The organism is Streptomyces sp. NPDC047880 (genome assembly GCF_040706515.1).
Taxonomy (GTDB): Bacteria; Actinomycetota; Actinomycetes; order Streptomycetales; family Streptomycetaceae; genus Streptomyces.
This window is the reverse complement of record NZ_JBEZOK010000001.1, coordinates 379,774-396,489: the sequence shown is the minus strand read 5'-3', so window position 1 is coordinate 396,489 and position 16,716 is coordinate 379,774. Positions and strand designations below refer to the sequence as shown.

Here is a 16,716-nt window from a genome sequence, read left to right as displayed (position 1 = left end):
CCCCATCTCTCCCCCGACCCCCTGGAGGCACCCATGCCGCTCAACGACGGTCCCCCCCGGCCCGGCGACAGCCGCCTGTCCGTCAACCCCTTCTACGGCCCCGCCAACCCGCTCGGCGACATGGCCGAGGCCCCGCCCACGCACCGCCTCCCGGACCAGCCGATGGCCCCGGCGACCGCCCACCAGCTGGTGCGCGACGAGCTGATGCTCGACGGCAACGCCCGGCTGAACCTCGCCACCTTCGTCACCACCTGGATGGAGCCCGAGGCCGGGGTGCTGATGGCGGAGTGCCGGGACAAGAACATGATCGACAAGGACGAGTACCCGCGCACGGCCGAGCTGGAGCGCCGCTGCGTGGCGATGCTCGCCGACCTCTGGAACGCACCCGACCCGGCGAGTGCCGTGGGGTGTTCGACGACCGGGTCGAGCGAGGCGTGCATGCTCGCCGGGATGGCGCTGAAGCGGCGCTGGGCCAAGCGCAACGCCGACCGTTACCCCGAGGCCAGGCCCAACCTGGTGATGGGCGTGAACGTGCAGGTCTGCTGGGAGAAGTTCTGCAACTTCTGGGAGGTGGAGGCCCGGCTGGTGCCCATGGAGGGCGAGCGTTTCCACCTGGACCCGCAGGCCGCCGCCGAGTTGTGCGACGAGAACACCATCGGCGTGGTCGGCATCCTGGGCTCGACCTTCGACGGTTCCTACGAGCCGATCGCCGAGCTGTGCGCGGCCCTCGACGCGCTGCAGGAACGGACCGGGCTGGACGTCCCGGTGCACGTGGACGGCGCGTCCGGGGCCATGGTCGCGCCGTTCCTCGACGAGGACGTGGTCTGGGACTTCCGGCTGCCGAGGGTGGCGTCGATCAACACCTCGGGGCACAAGTACGGGCTGGTCTACCCGGGTGTCGGCTGGGCGCTGTGGCGGGACGCGGCGGCCCTGCCGGAGGAGCTGGTGTTCCGGGTGAATTACCTGGGCGGCGACATGCCGACGTTCGCGCTCAACTTCTCCCGCCCGGGCGCGCAGGTCGTCGCGCAGTACTACACGTTCCTGCGGCTGGGGAAGCAGGGCTACCGGGCCGTACAGCAGGCCGCGCGGGACGTGGCCACGGGGCTGGCCGGGCGCATCGGGGAGCTCGGTGACTTCCGGCTGCTGACCCGGGGCGACGAGCTGCCGGTGTTCGCCTTCACGACGGCGCCGGACGTGACGGCGTACGACGTCTTCGACGTCTCCCGGCGGCTGCGCGAGCACGGCTGGCTGGTGCCCGCGTACACCTTCCCGGCGAACCGGGAGGACCTGTCGGTGCTGCGGGTGGTGTGCCGCAACGGCTTCTCCGCCGACCTCGCCGATCTGCTCGCGCAGGACCTGGAGCGGCTGCTGCCGGATCTGCGCCGGCAGCCGCGCCCGCTGACCGAGGACAGGGGCGCGGCGACCAGCTTCCACCACTAGGCCGGGACCGCCGGGGTCAGCGGCTGAGCCGTCCGAACCGCCGTACCGCCAGCGGGAAGAACACCGCCAGCAGGGCCAGGGGCCAGACGATCGCGGCCCACGCGTGCCCGGACTCCGTGCCGGGCACGCCGAACAGGTCCCGGACGGCCGTGGCCGTGTGGGACATGGGGTTCCACTCGACGACCGTGCCCAGCCAGCCGGGCATGGAGCCGGGCGTGGCCAGCGCGTTGGAGAGGAAGCCGACCGGCCAGACCAGGATCTGCACGGCCTGGACCATCTCCGGCTTGCCCGCCACCAGGGCCAGGTGGATGCCGATCCACAGCATCGCGAACCGGAACAGCAGCAGCAGTCCCACGGCCGCGAGGAGGGCCGCCGGACCACCGCCGGGCCGCCAGCCGAGCGCGGCGCCCACGCCGATCAGCACGACCAGCGCCATCGCCGACTGGAGCATGTCGGCGGCCGAACGGCCCACCAGCACCGCGCCGTTGGCCATGGGCATCGAGCGGAAACGGTCGATCACGCCCTTGTTGAGGTCCTGTGTGACGGCGAGCATCGTGCCCTCCAGGCCGAAGGCCATGGTGAGCGCGAGCATGCCGGGGACCAGGTAGTCGCGGTACTCACCGCTCACCCCGCGGCCGCCGCCGATGAGGTAGCCGAACATCAGCAGCAGCATCACCGGGAAGACCAGGTTGACGGCCAGCTGGACCGGCTGCCGCCCCCAGCGGGCGAGCTCCCGGCGGGTCATGGTCCAGGAGTCGGTCAGGGCGTGGGCGCTCACGCGGCCTCCTTCACTCGGTGGTCGTCCCCGGTGAGGTGCAGGAACACCTCGTCCAGCGTCGGGCGGCGCAGGGCGACGTCCTCCGCCTCGATCCCGGCGTCCCGCAGGGCCCGTACGACCCCGGAGAGCGCCTCCATGCGGTCGGTGACCGGGGCGCTCAGCAGACGGCGGTCGGCGTCGACGCTGATCCCGTTCAGGGGCAGCAGGGCGACGGCGGCCCCCAGTTCGCCGGCGTTGCGCAGGACCACGTCGATGCGGTCGCCGCCGGTCCGCGCCTTCAGCTCGTCAGCCGTGCCCTCGGCGACGACCCGGCCGGCGTCGACGACGCAGATGCGGTCGGCGAGCTGGTCGGCCTCCTCCAGGTACTGGGTGGTGAGCAGAACCGTCGTGCCGCCGCCGACCAGGGAGCGGACGGAGGACCACACTTCGGCACGGCCGCGCGGGTCCAGGCCGGTGGTGGGCTCGTCGAGGAACAGCACCTCCGGCTCGGTGATCAGGGACGCGGCCAGGTCCAGGCGGCGCCGCATGCCGCCGCTGTACTGCCGGACCGCCTTGCGGCCGGTGTCGGCCAGGCCGAAACGCTCCAGGAGTTCGTCCGCACGCGCGCGTGCCCCCCGCGCGCCCAGGTGGTGCAGCCGGCCGAACAGCTCCAGGTTCTGCCGGCCGCCGAGTTCCTCGTCGAGCGCGGCGTGCTGACCGAGCAGGCCGATGCGCAGCCGCACGGCGTAGGCCTCGCGCACCACGTCGTGCCCGGCCACCTCGACCCGGCCGGCGTCGGGCCGCAGCAGGGTGGACAGAACCCTCACCAGGGTGGTCTTGCCCGCGCCGTTCGGGCCGAGCACCCCGTGCACCGTGCCGCGCGCGACCGTGAGGTCGAGCCCGTCCAGTGCCTTCTTGTCGCCGTACGTCTTCTCCGCGCCTTCGACGGTGATCGCCGGATCGGCCACTGAGTCTCCCTCGCTAGTCAAAGTTGACTACGGGTTCAAGCTAAACCTGTCGTAGCCATTCGTCAAACTTGATTAGTTGGCGTCCCCGGGGTGCCGCTCCCCCGTCGCGTACGGGTTCTCCTCGTCCTCGGCCAGGACGCCGACGAACGGGTCGCCCTCGTCGGCGAAGGTGTAGGCGCCGCCCTCGATGCGCCCGATGAGACCGCGGGTCCACTCGGCCTCGGAGTCGGCCGTGTGGACCCACATGTTCATGATCTCGCCGATGTGCCCGAGCTGTCCGGGTCCCTCCTCGGGCACGTAGTGCTCCAGGACGGCGGCCCGCCACTGCTCGATCCGCAGGGTCCGTTCCTTCAGCAGGGCGACCGCCTCGGCGCGCGGCAGGTCGACGACGAAGCCGACGGCGGCCGTCTTCATGTCCCCGCGCTGGTCGTAGGTGACCAGCGCCTCCCGCAGCAGCCGGAAGTACTCCTCGGTGCCCTGCCCGGTGATCTCGTACTCCGTGCGCGGCGGGCCGCCGGCCGTGGACGGGGCGATCTCGTGCGCGTGCAGCAGCCCCTGCTTCGCCATGTGCTTCAGCGCGTGGTAGATCGAGCCGGGCTTGGCCGTGGACCACTCGTGCGCGCCCCAGTACTCCAGGTCGTTGCGCACCTGGTAGCCGTGGGCCCGCCCGTGCATACGGACCGCGCCGAGCACGAGGAGGCGGATCGTTGACATGCGGCCAAGGCTATGCCTCGGCCACCGCCCGCTGTTCCTCGGCCACCAGCTCGAAGGCCGTCCTGCCGTCCAGGGACTCACGGATGATGTCGGCGTGACCGGCGTGCCGGGCCGTCTCCCGGATGAGGTGGAGGCAGAGCCAGCGGTGCGAGACCCGGGCGTCCGGCGGGAACCAGGGCTGGGCCGGCAGCGCGAAGGTGTCGTCGAGGCTCGGCACCGAGCGGATGTACGCCTCCGTCTCGGCGGCGACCTTGTCCCAGTACGCCAGTTGCGACGCGACGGTCTCGCCGTCGACCAGCTGGAAGCACTCGTGCCAGTTGCTCTGGTCCCGCACCACCGCCGGCGGCTCCCCCTTGGCCAGGGAGACCCACATCTGCTCGACCTCGGCCACGTGCTTGATCAGCCCGGCGAGGGACAGCTCACTGGCGCTGGGACGCGAGCTCGCCTGCTCGTCCGTCAGCCCGAGCACCGCCCGGCGCACACCGCCCCGCTGCTCGGCGATGAAGGCCAGAAGCGCTCCGCGCTCGTCGCCGTGAGCCTCCGCCGGAACGTGAGTGACCATGACCGCCGCCTTTCACCAGCCCGGGGGCCTCTCCCCCTGACACCGACCACGCTACGGACCCTTGCGGTCAGGTGCTGTCCGCAAAGGTCCGGGCGCGGCGGAAGACGCTAGAACGGGAACCCGCTCCGGCCGTGCTGCACGGAGATCCACTTGGTCGTGGTGAACGCGTCGAGCATCGTGTCGCCGTTGAGCCGGCCGATGCCCGAGTGCTTCTCCCCGCCGAACGGGACGATCGGCTCGTCGTGCACGGTGCCGTCGTTCACGTGGAACATCCCCGTGTCGATCTGCTGGGCGAAGGCGACACCCCGCTCCACGTTCCCGGTGTGGACGGCACCGCTCAGGCCGTAGGGCGTGTCGTTGACGAGGCGTACGGCCTCCTCCTCACCGTCGAACGGGACGAGGAAGGCCACCGGCCCGAAGACCTCCTGCCGCAGCAGCGCCGAGTCGGCGGGGACGTCCGTCAGCACCGACGGCTCGACGAGGTTGTCGCTCCGCCCGCCGCGCACCAGGGCCGTGGCGCCCTCGGCGAGGGCCTGCTCGACGACGCCGGAGACGGCGTCCGCCTGCGAGGAGTTGATGACCGGGCCGATGACGGTCTCCGGGTCGCGCGGGTCGCCCGTCTTGAGGGTCTTGACCTTGGCGACGAACTTCTCGGTGAACTCGTCCGCGACCGACCGGTCCACGAGGACCCGGTTGGCGGCCATGCAGACCTGCCCCTGGTGGACGTACCGGCTGAAGACGGCCGCGTCCACGGCGTAGTCGATGTCGGCGTCGTCGAGGACCACCAGCGCGCTGTTGCCGCCCAGTTCGAGGACCGAGCGCTTGAACAGCCGGGCGCAGACGGTCGCCACGTGCCGGCCGACCGCGTCGGAACCGGTGAAGGAGATGACCTTGGGGACCGGGTGCTCGATGAAGGCGTCGCCGATCTCCGCGATGTCGGTGATGACGACGTTCAGCAGACCGCCGGGCAGCCCCGCGTCCTCGAAGAGCTTCGCGACCAGGGAGCCGCCCACGATCGGGGTGTTCTGGTGCGGCTTGAGCACCACGGCGTTGCCGAGCGCGAGCGCCGGGGCGACGGACTTGATCGACAGCAGGAAGGGGAAGTTGAAGGGGCTGATCACGCCCACGACGCCGACCGGCACGCGGTAGACGCGGTTCTCCTTGCCGTCCACCGGCGAGGGGATGATCCGGCCCTCGGGGGCCAGCGCCAGGTGCACCGCCTCGCGCAGGAACTCCTTGGCGAGGTGCAGCTCGAAGGCGGCCTTCAGGCGGGTGCCGCCGAGCTCGGCGATGATGGCCTCGGAGATCTCGGCCTCACGCTCCTCGATCAGGCGCAGCGCCTTCTCGAAGACCGCCCGGCGGGCGTAGGGGTTGGTCGCGGCCCACTGCTTCTGGGCGCGGGCCGCGGCCCGGTACGCCTGATCGACCTCGTCGGCCGTGGCTATGGTGATCGACGCGAGTTTCTCGTCGTCGTACGGGTTGAAGTCGATGATGTCCCAGGAACCGGTGCCCGGGCGCCACTCACCGTCGATGTACTGCTGTGCAAGGTCGGTGAAGCAGGACGACGACAATGTGATCCCTCGATCCCTAAGCAGACCCCTGATCGCGCCTTCACGATCTGATCACACGTCATCGTACTGTTGTTTAAGGCGAGTTGAAGGGCTGCTTCAGGAGAGCTGGAGGAGACCCCGCAGAAGGTCCCGGCTCTCCGAGGGGCCGGGGCTGTCGCTCTGCAGCTCCTTGAGCGCCTTCTCGTACTGGGCGACGTCCTCGGCCTTGTCCAGGTACAGCGCGCTGGTGAGCTGCTCCAGGTACACCACGTCCGACAGGTCGGACTCCGGGAAGCTGAGGATCGTGAACGCGCCACTCTCGCCGGAGTGACCTCCGAGGCTGAACGGCACCACCTGGAGCCGCACGTTGGGCCGCTCGGAGATCTCGATGAGGTGCTGGAGCTGGCCCCGCATCACCTCGCGGTCGCCGTACGGGCGGCGCAGGGCGGCCTCGTCCAGGATGATGTGGAAGTCGGGCGCGCGCTCGTCGACCAGGTACTTCTGCCGCTCCAGGCGCAGCGCCACGCGACGCTCGACGTCGGCCTCGCTCGCGCCCTGCATGCCGCGCCGTACCACCGCGCGCGCGTACGCCTCGGTCTGCAGCAGGCCGTGCACGAACTGCACCTCGTACGCGCGGATCAGCGAGGCGGCGCCCTCCAGGCCGACATAGGTCGGGAACCAGCTGGGCAGCACGTCCGAGTAACTGTGCCACCAGCCGGCGACGTTGGCCTCTTTGGCCAGGGACAGCAGGGAGGCGCGCTCCTGTTCGTCCGTGATGCCGTACAGGGTCAGCAGGTCCTCGACGTCTCTGGTCTTGAAGCTCACCCGGCCCAGCTCCATCCGGCTGATCTTCGACTCGGAGGCGCGGATCGAATAGCCCGCCGCCTCGCGCGTGATGCCCCGCGCCTCACGCAGTCGCCTGAGTTGTGATCCGAGCAGCATGCGCCGCACCACCGATCCCGGCTCTCCCGCGCTCACGTTCGCCAGCCTCCCCAACGTCTTCAGGGGCCGCAGTCTGCCACTAAAACACTCCGAGCAGTACTCGTCCGGTTACGGAAACGGAATCGAGACGATCGGCGCTCGTGCGCGGAAGCAAGAAGAAGGCAAGTGAACGACCGAAGAGCGACGCGAAGATGACGGAAAAATTGGCCAACAAGCGGTACGGGACATCTCATTCTGGTCACGTGCACGTGCATCTGCCCTTGCATCTGCTGTGCGCATCCGAAACCATGGTCCCGCACCACCGCTGCATCGCACCGACCGCGAATTCCCGGGAGTGCCTCGCATGGGGACGAATGGATCGACCATGCTCGAGCCGTTACGGCAGGGCCTTCCGCCGCTGGACCCCGCGGCCGTGTCCGACGCCGCCTCCTGCGCCCTTCCCGCCCGCTACGAAGCGGTGCGCGAGGCACGGCGGTTCACCCGCATCACCCTCGACCAGTGGGACATGGGCGAACGGTTCGACGATGTCTGCCTGGTGGTCTCGGAACTCGTCACCAACGCGCTGCGGCACGGCCTGCCGGCGAGCGGCGCGTGCGGCGACCGCGAGCCCCCGGTGCGCCTGCATCTGATGCGGTGGACCGAGCGGCTGGTGTGTGCGGTGCGCGATCCCAGTCACGACAGTCCGGTCGCCCGGGAGACCGACGACTTCTCGGCCGAGTCGGGCCGCGGGCTGTTCCTGGTCGACTCCTTCAGCGACAGCTGGGGCTGGCACCCGCTCGCGGGCGCGCTCAGCGGCAAGGTGGTCTGGGCGCTGTTCCGGCTGCCGCCGACCGGTTCACGGCCGAACGGGGAATGAGAAGACCGCGGCGCATTCTCGCGCCGCGGTTCTACGCGCGTCACCGCGCATCAGGGGCATATCGCCCGGACCCCGCCGGGACCGCCGGACCGTCAGCCGCCGACCAGGTGGTCGAACTCGCCGTCCTTGACGCCGAGCAGCATGGCCTCGATCTCCGCACGGGTGTAGACCAGTGCGGGGCCGTCCGGGAAGCGCGAGTTGCGCACGGCCACGTCACCGCCCGGCAATCGGGCGAACTCCACGCACGAGCCCTGCGAGTTGCTGTGCCGGCTCTTCTGCCAGGCCACACCGCGCAGCCCGGCGGCCGCCATCCCGTTGTACACGTCGTACACGTCGTGGTCCACAGGTCGCTCCCCGGTGGTGCACTGGCTGGTGTGGCCATTGGTGCAGTGGTCAACTGACCCGGATCATAGCCCTGTTCATGTGCAGATGCATGGGCAGATGCACGTGCACGCGGGGTGGTCCCGTGGTTACAGCGTTGACGCCCGCTTTACCGAAGCTCTCGTCTGTTTGACGGCTCGCCCCCGCCTCTCGTTCCCCGCGGCCTGCGGTGAAGTCCGGGGGTTCGGGGAGGTCCGGTGGAGGCGGAACATCCGCTCGACGGCGGAGTGCGGCGGCCGTGCGGGGACCGCACCCGAGAAGCGGGAGCTGAGACGGACGGTCCTGCGAAAGGCGTTCGACTGGCCGACCGGTATCCGGAAGACGGCCGTGGCCTGCGGGGACGGCGAGAAATGCGCCGGTCGCAGGAGGCCGGGGTCGTCCTCGCGGCCGGTGTCCCGCTCCGACCATCGCCGGACCCGCGCTCGGCTCACGGCCCCGCCGGCCCGCACTCCACCCTGCGCGTCCCGCGCCGCCCGGCGACCCGGGACGGCTCGCGGAACCGCGGCCCCCCGGCCGGTCCGACCGGCCTGCGGCCCGGTCCCGGCGCCCCGCCACACGCCCCGATGCCGGACGGCCGAAGGCGGGCGGCGACCCGGCGGCGGCACCGGCAGAAGGTCCCCCACCCGTCGAGCGTGGGGAACCTCACCCGGTCCGGACGGGCTCAGCGCGCGGTGTACGGCAGGAGTGCCATCTCGCGCGCGTTCTTGATCGCCTTGGCCAGCTGCCGCTGCTGCTGGGACGACACCCGGGTGACGCGGCGGCTGCGGATCTTTCCGCGGTCGGAGATGAACTTCCGCAGCAGGTCGGTGTCCTTGTAGTCGATGTACGTGATCCCGGCCCGGTCCAGGGGGTTGGGCCGGTTCTTGGCGGGCTTGCGGTCGGGCTTGCGGGGCATGGGGTCAGACCTCCAGAAGGGTGTCGAAGGCGTGCGGCAGCCGCTGCCAGGCGTCGGGGCCCGCGGCGTACTCGGCGTCGGACAGCAGGCAGGACTCCAGCAGCCGCTCCAGGCCGTCCCGGTCGAGGCCGGGCGAGGTGAAGACCAGGTGCTGGCCGCGGTCCCCGTGCTCGGGGTGCCAGTCCAGCGCGGCGGCGGCACGGCGCACCGGCGGGACCATCTCCCACGCCGCGTCCGGAAGGGAGGCCAGCCAGGGGCCCGCGCCCTCCACGCACAGGGCGCCGCCCGCCGCGTCCCAGTGGAACAGCGTGTCGGGCTTGTCGGCGAGCCAGAACCGGCCCCGGCTGCGGGCGGCCGCGCAGGTCAGGTCCTCCAGCGCGGCGTACAGCCGCTCCGGGTGGAAGGGCCGGCGCCGCTGCCACACCAGGGTGGAGACGCCGTGCGCGTCGGCCTCGGCGGGGAGCAGCGCGCAGGCCGGGTGCTGGGCGGCGGCGGCCGCCTCGACGTCGAAGCCGGCCAGGGCGGCCTCGGCCAGCGGAGAGAGCGGACCTCTGCGTGGGGTCGGCACGGTCAGGCCGTCCCCGGCCCGGTCCACGGGGGCACCTTCCCCGACCGGGGCCCGGCGGGCCGTCGGGTGCAGCTGCGCGAGCAGCTCCCGGTCCTCGTCGTCGGCCTCCGGGGAGTCGGCGACCGCGAGGACGGGGGCGTACTCCAGCTGGCGCGCGAAGGTGTCGGCGATCGTGCGCTGGTCGGTGGCGGCGGCCGCGAGACCGGCGTCGGCGAGGTCGTCGCCGTTGCCGAGGTACGGCAGGACCAGGGCCGGGTCGACGGCGGTGATCACGCCGGTGACGGTGAGCCCGCCCGCCGTGACGACCTCGGCCATGGCCTTGGGCTCGACGGAGTCCCACAGCTCGACGACGGCCAGCCGGGTGGCCCCGGCGTCCCGCAGCCGCTCCAGCTCCGGCACCAGGTCCTCGCGCAGGGCGCAGCACGCGCAGTCGTTGACGAGCGGCGCCTCCCCCGCGTCGAGGACACCGGAGGCGTCCCTGATGGTCCGTACGACCGTGCCCGCGGCGGCCGTCGCCAGGTCGTGGTGGAGGACGACGCTGCCGGGCACGTCGGCGAGCAGCCGCGCGACGGCCGCCCGGCGGGCGTCGGCGTGCAGCCCGCCGACGATCACGACGGGGAGAGCGGGAGGGACAGTCACGGAGTCAGCCCTTCTTTCCGTACCGGCGCTCGAAGCGCTCCACGCGCCCGGCGGTGTCCAGGACGCGGGCCGTGCCGGTGTAGAAGGGGTGGCTGACGTCGGAGATCTCGACGTCCACGACCGGGTAGGTGGCGCCGTCCTCCCACTCGATCGTCTTCTCGCCCGCCGTGGCGGAGAGCGTCGAGCGGGTGAGGAAGGCGTAGTTCGCGGCACGGTCACGGAAGACGACGGGACCGTACTCCGGGTGGATTCCCTGGCGCATGGTCAGCGCTCCTCTCGGAAGTCGACGTGGCGGCCGGCGACCGGATCGAACTTGCGCAGGGTCATGCGGTCGGGGTCGTTGCGGCGGTTCTTGCGGGTCACGTAGGTGAAGCCGGTCCCGGCGGTGGACCGGAGCTTGATGACCGGACGGAGTTCGTTGCGTGCCATGCCGCTATGCTACTGAAAATGAATTCCATTTACATCACCTGAGGCGGAGAGGTACGTCACCACCCATGTCCGCGCACTGCATGCTGACCGGCACCCGGCCGGGCTTCGGCAACCGCATCTCCCACTCCCACCGGCGCACGTCGCGCCGGTTCGACCCCAACATCCAGTCCAAGCGCTACTGGCTGCCGGGCGAGGGCCGGTACGTCCGGCTCCGGCTCAGCGCCAGGGGGATCAAGACCGTCGACACGATCGGGATCGAGGCGGCCGTCGCCCGGATCCGCGCCCGGGGAGTGAGGGTCTGATGGCGAAGAAGAGCAAGATCGCGAAGAACGACAGGCGGCAGGAGGTCGTCGCGCGGTACGCCGCCCGGCGGGCCGAGCTGAAGGAGATCGTCCGGCGGCCGTCCTCGACCGAGGCCGAACGGCTCGCCGCCCAGGCGGAGCTGCGCAGGCAGCCGCGTGACGCGAGCGCCACGCGCGTGCGCAACCGCGACCAGGTGGACGGCCGGCCGCGCGGCTACTTCCGGGCGTTCGGGCTGTCCCGGGTGAGTCTGCGGGAGCAGGCGCACGCGGGGTATCTGCCCGGGGTGCGCAAGTCGTCCTGGTGAGAGGCGTTTGCGAAGCCTCTTGACGGGCCCTGGTAGCTTGCTGCGGTCGTTCCGGCCAGGAGGCCGGCCGGTGCCGTCCGGGCCGGCCGGCCGGCTACAACTTGGGGGCTTGCAGTGACTTCGGTGATCTTCTCGCGCCGTTCCGGTGCCGTGCGTGTCGCGGCGGCGGCCGCGGGGCTGGCGGGCGCGCTCGTGCTGAGCGCGTGCAGCAGTGACGGCGACTCGGGCGACGGCTCCGCCTCCAGCCCGGCCCCGTCGTCCTCGGCGTCCGCCGGCAAGGACGGCGACTCCGGGGCGGGTTCCGGCTCCGGGGAGTCGGCCGGTGGCGCACTGGCGGGCAGCTGGCTCGCGACGACCGACGGCAAGGCCGTGGCCCTGGTGATCACCGGCAAGCAGGCCGCGCTGTTCGCCACCGGCGGCAGCGTGTGCAGTGGCACCGCGGGCGAGGAGTCCGGGATGCGGATGATCCGCCTGAAGTGCACGGACGGCTCCAAGGACCGGGCGACCGGCATGGTCGACTCCGTGAACGGCAGCAGCCTGAAGGTCACCTGGGAGGGCGGCCTCGGAGCGGAGACCTACACGAAGGCCGAGGGCGGAAAGCTGCCGACGGGCCTGCCGACGGCGAGCCTCGGCTGACACCGGCATGCGTGGGGACGGGCCGCGGATCGCCTGAGGGCACCGCGGCCCGTCCGGCGTTCGGGGGAATCGGAGGGGGCGCGTGGGCGGGCGGTGTGCGCGTGCGTGATGATCCAGGGGCCCGATGCCGCTTTCGTTCGACACGTCCAGAGGACCTCATGCGCACCTATCTCCTCCCCCTGGCCGCCGCCCTCGCCGCGACGGTCCTGCTGACCGGCTGCAGCGACGACACGTCCGGCGGCGACGACGTCAAGAACGCGGACCGGCCCAGCGACTCGGCCTGCCCGCTCGGCGACATGGGTGTCGAGGTCGGCGCCGCCGCCGCCCCGGCCGCGGGGGACACCGGAACCGTCACCGTCACGCTCACCAACAAGGGCGAGCAGTGCACGCTGAAGGGCTTCCCCGGCGTGGACCTGCTCGCCGACGACAAGACGACGTCCATCTCCCCGGTCGAGGGCGCGAAGGCCCAGTCGCTGACCCTCGGGAAGGGCGGCACGACGTCCTTCACCCTCACCTACGTCCGGGGGGAGGCGGGCTCCGCGGACAGTCTCGACGTGCACAAGGCGTCCTTCACCCTGCCCGGCGACACCAGGACGGCGCACGAGCTGAAGTGGTCGTACGGCGAGGTCTCGTGGGCGTCGGACGAGAAGGCCTCGGTGAGCGGCTTCGAGACCTCGGGCGACTGAACGGCAGGCAATGACGGCACGGTCGGCGCCGAGGGCGCTGACGGCACCGACGGCTGTCAGCGCAGCGGCGGCCGGTGCCGGACCTGGGCCCGGTCGGCCGCCTGCGCGCCCTGCGTCCAGCCCTCCGCGTCCCGCACCCCGCGCAGCCGGGTCGTGGTCGTCTCCGGGAACATCCGGTCCAGCCGCCCGGCGACGGCGACCTCGCGGGAGGCGAGGACCGGGAGCAGGTCGTCGGTCACCTGGGTCTCGGCGGCTGCCGCCAGCCGGGTGCCTGTGCGGTGGGCGTAAGCCGCGAGGAACGACTGCCGGAACGTCTTGGTGCGCTTGCGTCCACCGGCCCGCTGTGCGGCCTCCGCCTTGGTCATCGCGGTCGTGGCCTGCACCAGGAGTGAGGTGTAGAGGAGTTCGACCGCCTCCAGGTCGGCCTCGAAGCCGACGACGGTGGAGAAGCCGAGGGGTTCGTTCCACACGGCGCGGCAGTGGTTGGCACCGGCGACGGCGTCCAGCAGCACCGCCTTGGCCTGCTCGTACGGCGGCTCGACCCCGATCCGGCAGGCCCCGGGCGTGTCCGGCGAGGGTGCCTGCGCCGCGAGCAGTGCCTCGTCGACGCTGTGCCGGGCCATCAGCTCCTGCGCCTTGGCGCTGAGCGCCTCCGCCTCCTCCGGGAACCCGGTCGCCTCGGCCTTGGCCAGCAGGGCGCGGATGCGGGTGAGCATGCGCGACTCGGGCCTCGCCTGGCCGGCAGCCGCTCCGGGCGCCTCGTCGAGGGGCTCCAGGGCCGGCAGCCGCAGCAGCAGGCGGTACAGCTCCAGCACGGCCGTGACGTGCGAGAACCGGTCGGTGCGGGGCGGGGCGTCGGCGGGAAGCTCCGCCAGCTGCGCGTCCCAGCGGCGGCCCCGGGGCACGTCGTCGGGCGCCTGGGCGCGGATCAGCGTGGCCACGAGGAGCACGTGCACGTCGTACAGCTCGCGCCGCACGATCCGTACGACGTCGGCCGGCTGCCAGCCGCGGCGCCAGGCCGCCGCCACGAACTCCCGTCCACGCCGGTCGAGTTCGGCGTCCGCCGCCGGGTCGGAGGCGAGCAGGGACGCGCCGGTGTCGAGGGCGGTCTCACCGGTCTCGTAGAGGGCCGACGCGAACGCGCGGTCGACGGTGCTGGACGTACTCACGGGCCGATGGTGCCACGCGGGAGCGGCCGGCCCGGCACCCTGCCAGTGTCAACCCGCGGTTGACACTCTGAGGGGCGCAACCTACGGTTGACACATGACGAACCCCGAGACCACGTCATCCATCCGTCTCGACGACCTCATCGCGGCCATCAAGAAGGTCCATGCGGAGCCGCTCGACCAGTTGCAGGACGCGGTGATCGCCGCGGACCACCTGGGCGACGTGGCCGACCACCTGATCGGCCACTTCGTCGACCAGGCCCGGCGCTCCGGCGCGTCCTGGACCGACATCGGCAAGAGCATGGGCGTCACCCGGCAGGCCGCCCAGAAGCGGTTCGTGCCGAAGGAATCGGCCGACCTCGACCCCAGCCAGGGCTTCAACCGGTACACGCCCCGGGCCCGCAGCGTGGTCATGGCGGCGCACAACGCGTCCAAGACCGCGCACAACGCCGAGGGCCTGCCCGAGCACCTCGTCCTCGGACTGCTGGCCGAGCCGGAGGGACTCGCCGCGAAGGCGATCGTCGAACAGGGCGTCTCCCTCGACGCAGTGCGCGAGGCGGCCACGGCGGCGCTCCCGCCGGCCGTCGACGACGCCCCGGAGCTCGTGCCCTACGGCCAGGCCGCCAAGAAGGTCCTGGAGCTCACCTTCCGCGAGGCCCTGCGCCTCGGCCACAACTACATCGGCACCGAGCACGTCCTGCTCGCCCTGCTGGAGCACGAGAACGGCCAGGGCGTCCTCAGCGGCCTGGGCATCGACAAGGAGCACACCGAGCGGTACGTCGCCGGGGCGCTGGAGAAGTTCACGCAGACACAGAAGAACGTGCCGGGCGAATCCTGACGGGCATCGGCGAACCGGCCGGGCGGATACTGACCGGCATCGGCGAACCGGCGGGCGGATACTGACCGGCGTCGGTGAACCTGCCGGATCCCGACCGGCACCGGCGAACCCGCCGGGCGGATCCCGACCGCATCGGCCAACCCGCCGGATCCCGACCGGCACCGGCGAACCCGCCGAACGGAACCCGACCGCATCGGCCAACCCGCCGGACCCCGACCGCCACCGGCGAACCCGCCGCCGGGTGTGCCTGACCGTCGTCCGCGAGCGTGCCGGACCGAGCCTGGGCGGTGTCGGTGTCGGTGTCGGCGTCGGCGACGGCGACGGCGACGGCGACGGCGACGGCGACGGGGCGTTGTCAGACCCCCCTGGCAGACTCGCTGCATGGCCGACCGGTGGGCGCTCGCACCGGCCGAGGACGGTGGCGTGGACGTCGCCCCCCTCGGCCCGGACGGGCTGCCCTCCGGCCCGGTCCGGCGGGAGTCCAGCCCCGCCGAGGCCGTGCGGAGCCGTCCCGGCGTCACGCGGTGGGTGTGGCGGTCCACCGCCGAGGTCTACCCGCGTCTGCTCGCCACGGGGGTGCGAGTCGAGCGGTGCTACGACATCGAGGCCGCCGAGACGCTCCTCCTCGGCCATGAGGGGCGGTACGGGGAACCACGCTCGGCCGCGGCCGCCCTGGCCCGGCTGCGCGGCGGCCCCGTACCGCCCGATCCGCCGCAGCGGTCGGCGGAACCGGGCGCCCAGTCCTCCCTGTTCGAGCCGCAGGGTGTCCACCTGCCCCTGTCCGACCTCCTCGCGGTCTACGCCGAGCAGCAGCGGCGGCACGCCGGCGCCGGGCACCCCGACCGCATGCGGCTGCTGACGGCCGCCGAGTCGGCGGGCATGCTGGTGGCGGCCGAGATGAACCGGGCCGGACTGCCCTGGAGCACCGAGGTGCACCGGGCACTCCTGCACGACCTGCTGGGCGAGCGGTACGCGGGCGGCGGCGAGCCGCGCCGACTGGCCGAGCTGGCCGAGGAGGTGTCCGCCGCGTTCGGCCACCGGGTCCGCCCCGACCTGCCCGCCGACGTGGTCAAGGCCTTCGCGCGGGCCGGCATCAAGGTCTCCTCGACCCGCAAGTGGGAGATCGAGACGATCGACCATCCGGCCGTGAAACCACTGCTGGAGTACAAGAAGCTGTACCGCATCTGGGTCGCCCACGGCTGGTCCTGGCTCCAGGACTGGGTCCGCGAGGGCCGCTTCAGACCCGAGTTCCTCGCGGGCGGGACGGTGACCGGCCGCTGGGTGACCAACGGCGGGGGCGGGCTGCAGATACCCAAGGTGATCCGGCGGGCCGTGGTCGCCGATCCCGGCTGGCGGCTGGTCGTCGCCGACGCGGACCAGATGGAACCGCGCGTCCTCGCCGCGATCTCCCGCGACCCCGGCCTGATGGAGGTGGCCGGGCGGGAGACCGACCTGTACCAGTCCGTCTCCGACCGCGCTTTCTCCGGCGACCGCAGCCAGGCCAAGCTGGCCGTGCTCGGCGCGGTGTACGGGCAGACATCCGGGGACGGCCTTAAGAACCTCGCCGCGCTCAGACGCCGCTTCCCCAGAGCCGTGGCGTACGTCGACGACGCGGCCCGGGCCGGTGAGGAGGGCCGGCTCGTGCGGACCTGGCTCGGCCGGACCTGCCCGCCGGCGGCCCGGGGGGCGGAGGACGCGACCGAGGAAGCCGGCATCCCACCGGGCGATGCGGACCAGCCCGACGACAGCGCCGCGTGGGTGCCGGGCTACGCCTCCACCAACGCCCGGGCCCGCGGCCGCTTCGCCCGGAACTTCGTCGTCCAGGGCAGCGCCGCCGACTGGGCGTTGCTGCTGCTCGCCGCGCTGCGCCGGACCTGCGCGGAGCTGGCGGCCGAACTGGTCTTCTTCCAGCACGACGAGGTGATCGTGCACTGCCCCGAGGAGGAGGCGGAGGCGGTCGTGGCGGCCATCCGCGAGGCGGCGGCCCTGGCCGGGCGGCTGACCTTCGGGGAGACGCCGGTGCGGTTCCCGTTCACGACGGCGGTGGTGGAGTGCTACGCGGACGCCAAGTGATCAGCCGCC

At 72.2% G+C, this 16,716-nt stretch carries 20 protein-coding genes; 8 read left to right on the top strand and 12 right to left on the bottom strand.

What is annotated here, in order from left to right; genetic code table 11:
- Positions 1–33 precede the first annotated feature (33 nt).
- The gene (locus AB0937_RS01995) at positions 34–1,440 is read left to right on the top strand and encodes a glutamate decarboxylase (protein WP_366709000.1); all 1,407 of its coding nucleotides are present in this window, start codon (positions 34–36) and stop codon (positions 1,438–1,440) included.
- Between the two features lie 16 nt (positions 1,441–1,456).
- On the opposite strand, the gene AB0937_RS01990 is transcribed toward AB0937_RS01995, so the two are convergent.
- The 6 genes from AB0937_RS01990 to AB0937_RS01965 all read right to left on the bottom strand — a co-directional run bounded on the left by AB0937_RS01990 (position 1,457) and on the right by AB0937_RS01965 (position 6,933).
- Complete coding sequence (locus AB0937_RS01990) at positions 1,457–2,218, bottom strand: ABC transporter permease (protein ID WP_366708999.1); 762 nt, start codon at positions 2,216–2,218, stop codon at positions 1,457–1,459.
- Complete coding sequence (locus tag AB0937_RS01985) at positions 2,215–3,165, bottom strand: ATP-binding cassette domain-containing protein (protein ID WP_366708998.1); 951 nt, start codon at positions 3,163–3,165, stop codon at positions 2,215–2,217. The genes AB0937_RS01990 and AB0937_RS01985 overlap by 4 nt, the downstream gene beginning before the upstream one ends.
- Before the next feature lie 72 nt (positions 3,166–3,237).
- On the bottom strand, positions 3,238–3,879 hold the full coding sequence (locus AB0937_RS01980; protein ID WP_366708997.1) for a PadR family transcriptional regulator: 642 nt from the start codon (positions 3,877–3,879) through the stop codon (positions 3,238–3,240).
- A 10-nt stretch (positions 3,880–3,889) separates the two neighbouring features.
- Complete coding sequence (locus AB0937_RS01975; protein ID WP_366708996.1) at positions 3,890–4,441, bottom strand: DinB family protein; 552 nt, start codon at positions 4,439–4,441, stop codon at positions 3,890–3,892.
- Between the two features lie 107 nt (positions 4,442–4,548).
- On the bottom strand, positions 4,549–6,012 hold the full coding sequence (locus tag AB0937_RS01970; protein ID WP_366708995.1) for an aldehyde dehydrogenase family protein: 1,464 nt from the start codon (positions 6,010–6,012) through the stop codon (positions 4,549–4,551).
- A gap of 96 nt (positions 6,013–6,108) precedes the next feature.
- A complete protein-coding gene (locus AB0937_RS01965; RefSeq protein ID WP_361113464.1) occupies positions 6,109–6,933 on the bottom strand; it encodes a helix-turn-helix transcriptional regulator in 825 nt (274 codons plus the stop codon).
- A 343-nt stretch (positions 6,934–7,276) separates the two neighbouring features.
- On the opposite strand from AB0937_RS01965, the gene AB0937_RS01960 reads away from it, so the two are divergent.
- Entirely contained in the window at positions 7,277–7,789 is a 513-nt protein-coding gene (locus tag AB0937_RS01960) for an ATP-binding protein (RefSeq protein ID WP_366708994.1), read from the top strand.
- Positions 7,790–7,881: 92 nt separating this feature from the next.
- Here the strand turns inward: AB0937_RS01960 and AB0937_RS01955 are convergent, their stop codons facing one another.
- The 5 genes from AB0937_RS01955 to rpmG all read right to left on the bottom strand — a co-directional run bounded on the left by AB0937_RS01955 (position 7,882) and on the right by rpmG (position 10,701).
- A complete protein-coding gene (locus AB0937_RS01955) occupies positions 7,882–8,133 on the bottom strand; it encodes a DUF397 domain-containing protein (RefSeq protein ID WP_366708993.1) in 252 nt (83 codons plus the stop codon).
- 698 nt (positions 8,134–8,831) lie between these two features.
- On the bottom strand, positions 8,832–9,065 hold the full coding sequence (rpsR, locus tag AB0937_RS01950; protein WP_366708992.1) for a 30S ribosomal protein S18: 234 nt from the start codon (positions 9,063–9,065) through the stop codon (positions 8,832–8,834).
- 4 nt (positions 9,066–9,069) lie between these two features.
- Complete coding sequence (locus AB0937_RS01945; RefSeq protein ID WP_366708991.1) at positions 9,070–10,272, bottom strand: GTP-binding protein; 1,203 nt, start codon at positions 10,270–10,272, stop codon at positions 9,070–9,072.
- 4 nt (positions 10,273–10,276) lie between these two features.
- Positions 10,277–10,534, bottom strand: a complete 258-nt coding sequence (locus AB0937_RS01940; RefSeq protein ID WP_366708990.1) for a type B 50S ribosomal protein L31 — start codon at positions 10,532–10,534, stop codon at positions 10,277–10,279.
- Between the two features lie 2 nt (positions 10,535–10,536).
- Positions 10,537–10,701, bottom strand: a complete 165-nt coding sequence (gene rpmG / locus AB0937_RS01935; protein ID WP_030846000.1) for a 50S ribosomal protein L33 — start codon at positions 10,699–10,701, stop codon at positions 10,537–10,539.
- Between the two features lie 65 nt (positions 10,702–10,766).
- Between rpmG and rpmB the strand changes: the two genes are divergently transcribed.
- The 4 genes from rpmB (at position 10,767) to AB0937_RS01915 (ending at position 12,630) form a co-directional block, all read left to right on the top strand.
- Positions 10,767–11,003, top strand: a complete 237-nt coding sequence (rpmB, locus tag AB0937_RS01930; protein ID WP_366708989.1) for a 50S ribosomal protein L28 — start codon at positions 10,767–10,769, stop codon at positions 11,001–11,003.
- The gene (rpsN, locus tag AB0937_RS01925; protein WP_366708988.1) at positions 11,003–11,308 is read left to right on the top strand and encodes a 30S ribosomal protein S14; all 306 of its coding nucleotides are present in this window, start codon (positions 11,003–11,005) and stop codon (positions 11,306–11,308) included. Before rpmB ends, rpsN begins: the two co-directional genes overlap by 1 nt.
- A 123-nt stretch (positions 11,309–11,431) precedes the next feature.
- Positions 11,432–11,944 (top strand): hypothetical protein, encoded by a 513-nt coding sequence (locus AB0937_RS01920; RefSeq protein ID WP_366708987.1) that lies wholly within the window; start codon positions 11,432–11,434, stop codon positions 11,942–11,944.
- A 158-nt stretch (positions 11,945–12,102) separates the two neighbouring features.
- Positions 12,103–12,630 carry a DUF4232 domain-containing protein gene (locus AB0937_RS01915; protein ID WP_366708986.1) on the top strand — a complete coding sequence of 176 codons (528 nt, stop codon included), beginning with the start codon at positions 12,103–12,105 and terminating at the stop codon, positions 12,628–12,630.
- A 56-nt stretch (positions 12,631–12,686) separates the two neighbouring features.
- Here the strand turns inward: AB0937_RS01915 and AB0937_RS01910 are convergent, their stop codons facing one another.
- A complete protein-coding gene (locus tag AB0937_RS01910) occupies positions 12,687–13,799 on the bottom strand; it encodes a DUF2786 domain-containing protein (protein ID WP_366708985.1) in 1,113 nt (370 codons plus the stop codon).
- Positions 13,800–13,893: 94 nt separating this feature from the next.
- Here AB0937_RS01910 and AB0937_RS01905 point away from each other — a divergent pair, with 94 nt between their 5' ends.
- Both AB0937_RS01905 and AB0937_RS01900 read left to right on the top strand, forming a co-directional pair.
- The gene (locus tag AB0937_RS01905) at positions 13,894–14,634 is read left to right on the top strand and encodes a Clp protease N-terminal domain-containing protein (RefSeq protein ID WP_366708984.1); all 741 of its coding nucleotides are present in this window, start codon (positions 13,894–13,896) and stop codon (positions 14,632–14,634) included.
- Positions 14,635–15,015: 381 nt separating this feature from the next.
- Complete coding sequence (locus AB0937_RS01900; protein WP_366708983.1) at positions 15,016–16,707, top strand: bifunctional 3'-5' exonuclease/DNA polymerase; 1,692 nt, start codon at positions 15,016–15,018, stop codon at positions 16,705–16,707.
- Positions 16,708–16,716: the final 9 nt, after the last annotated feature.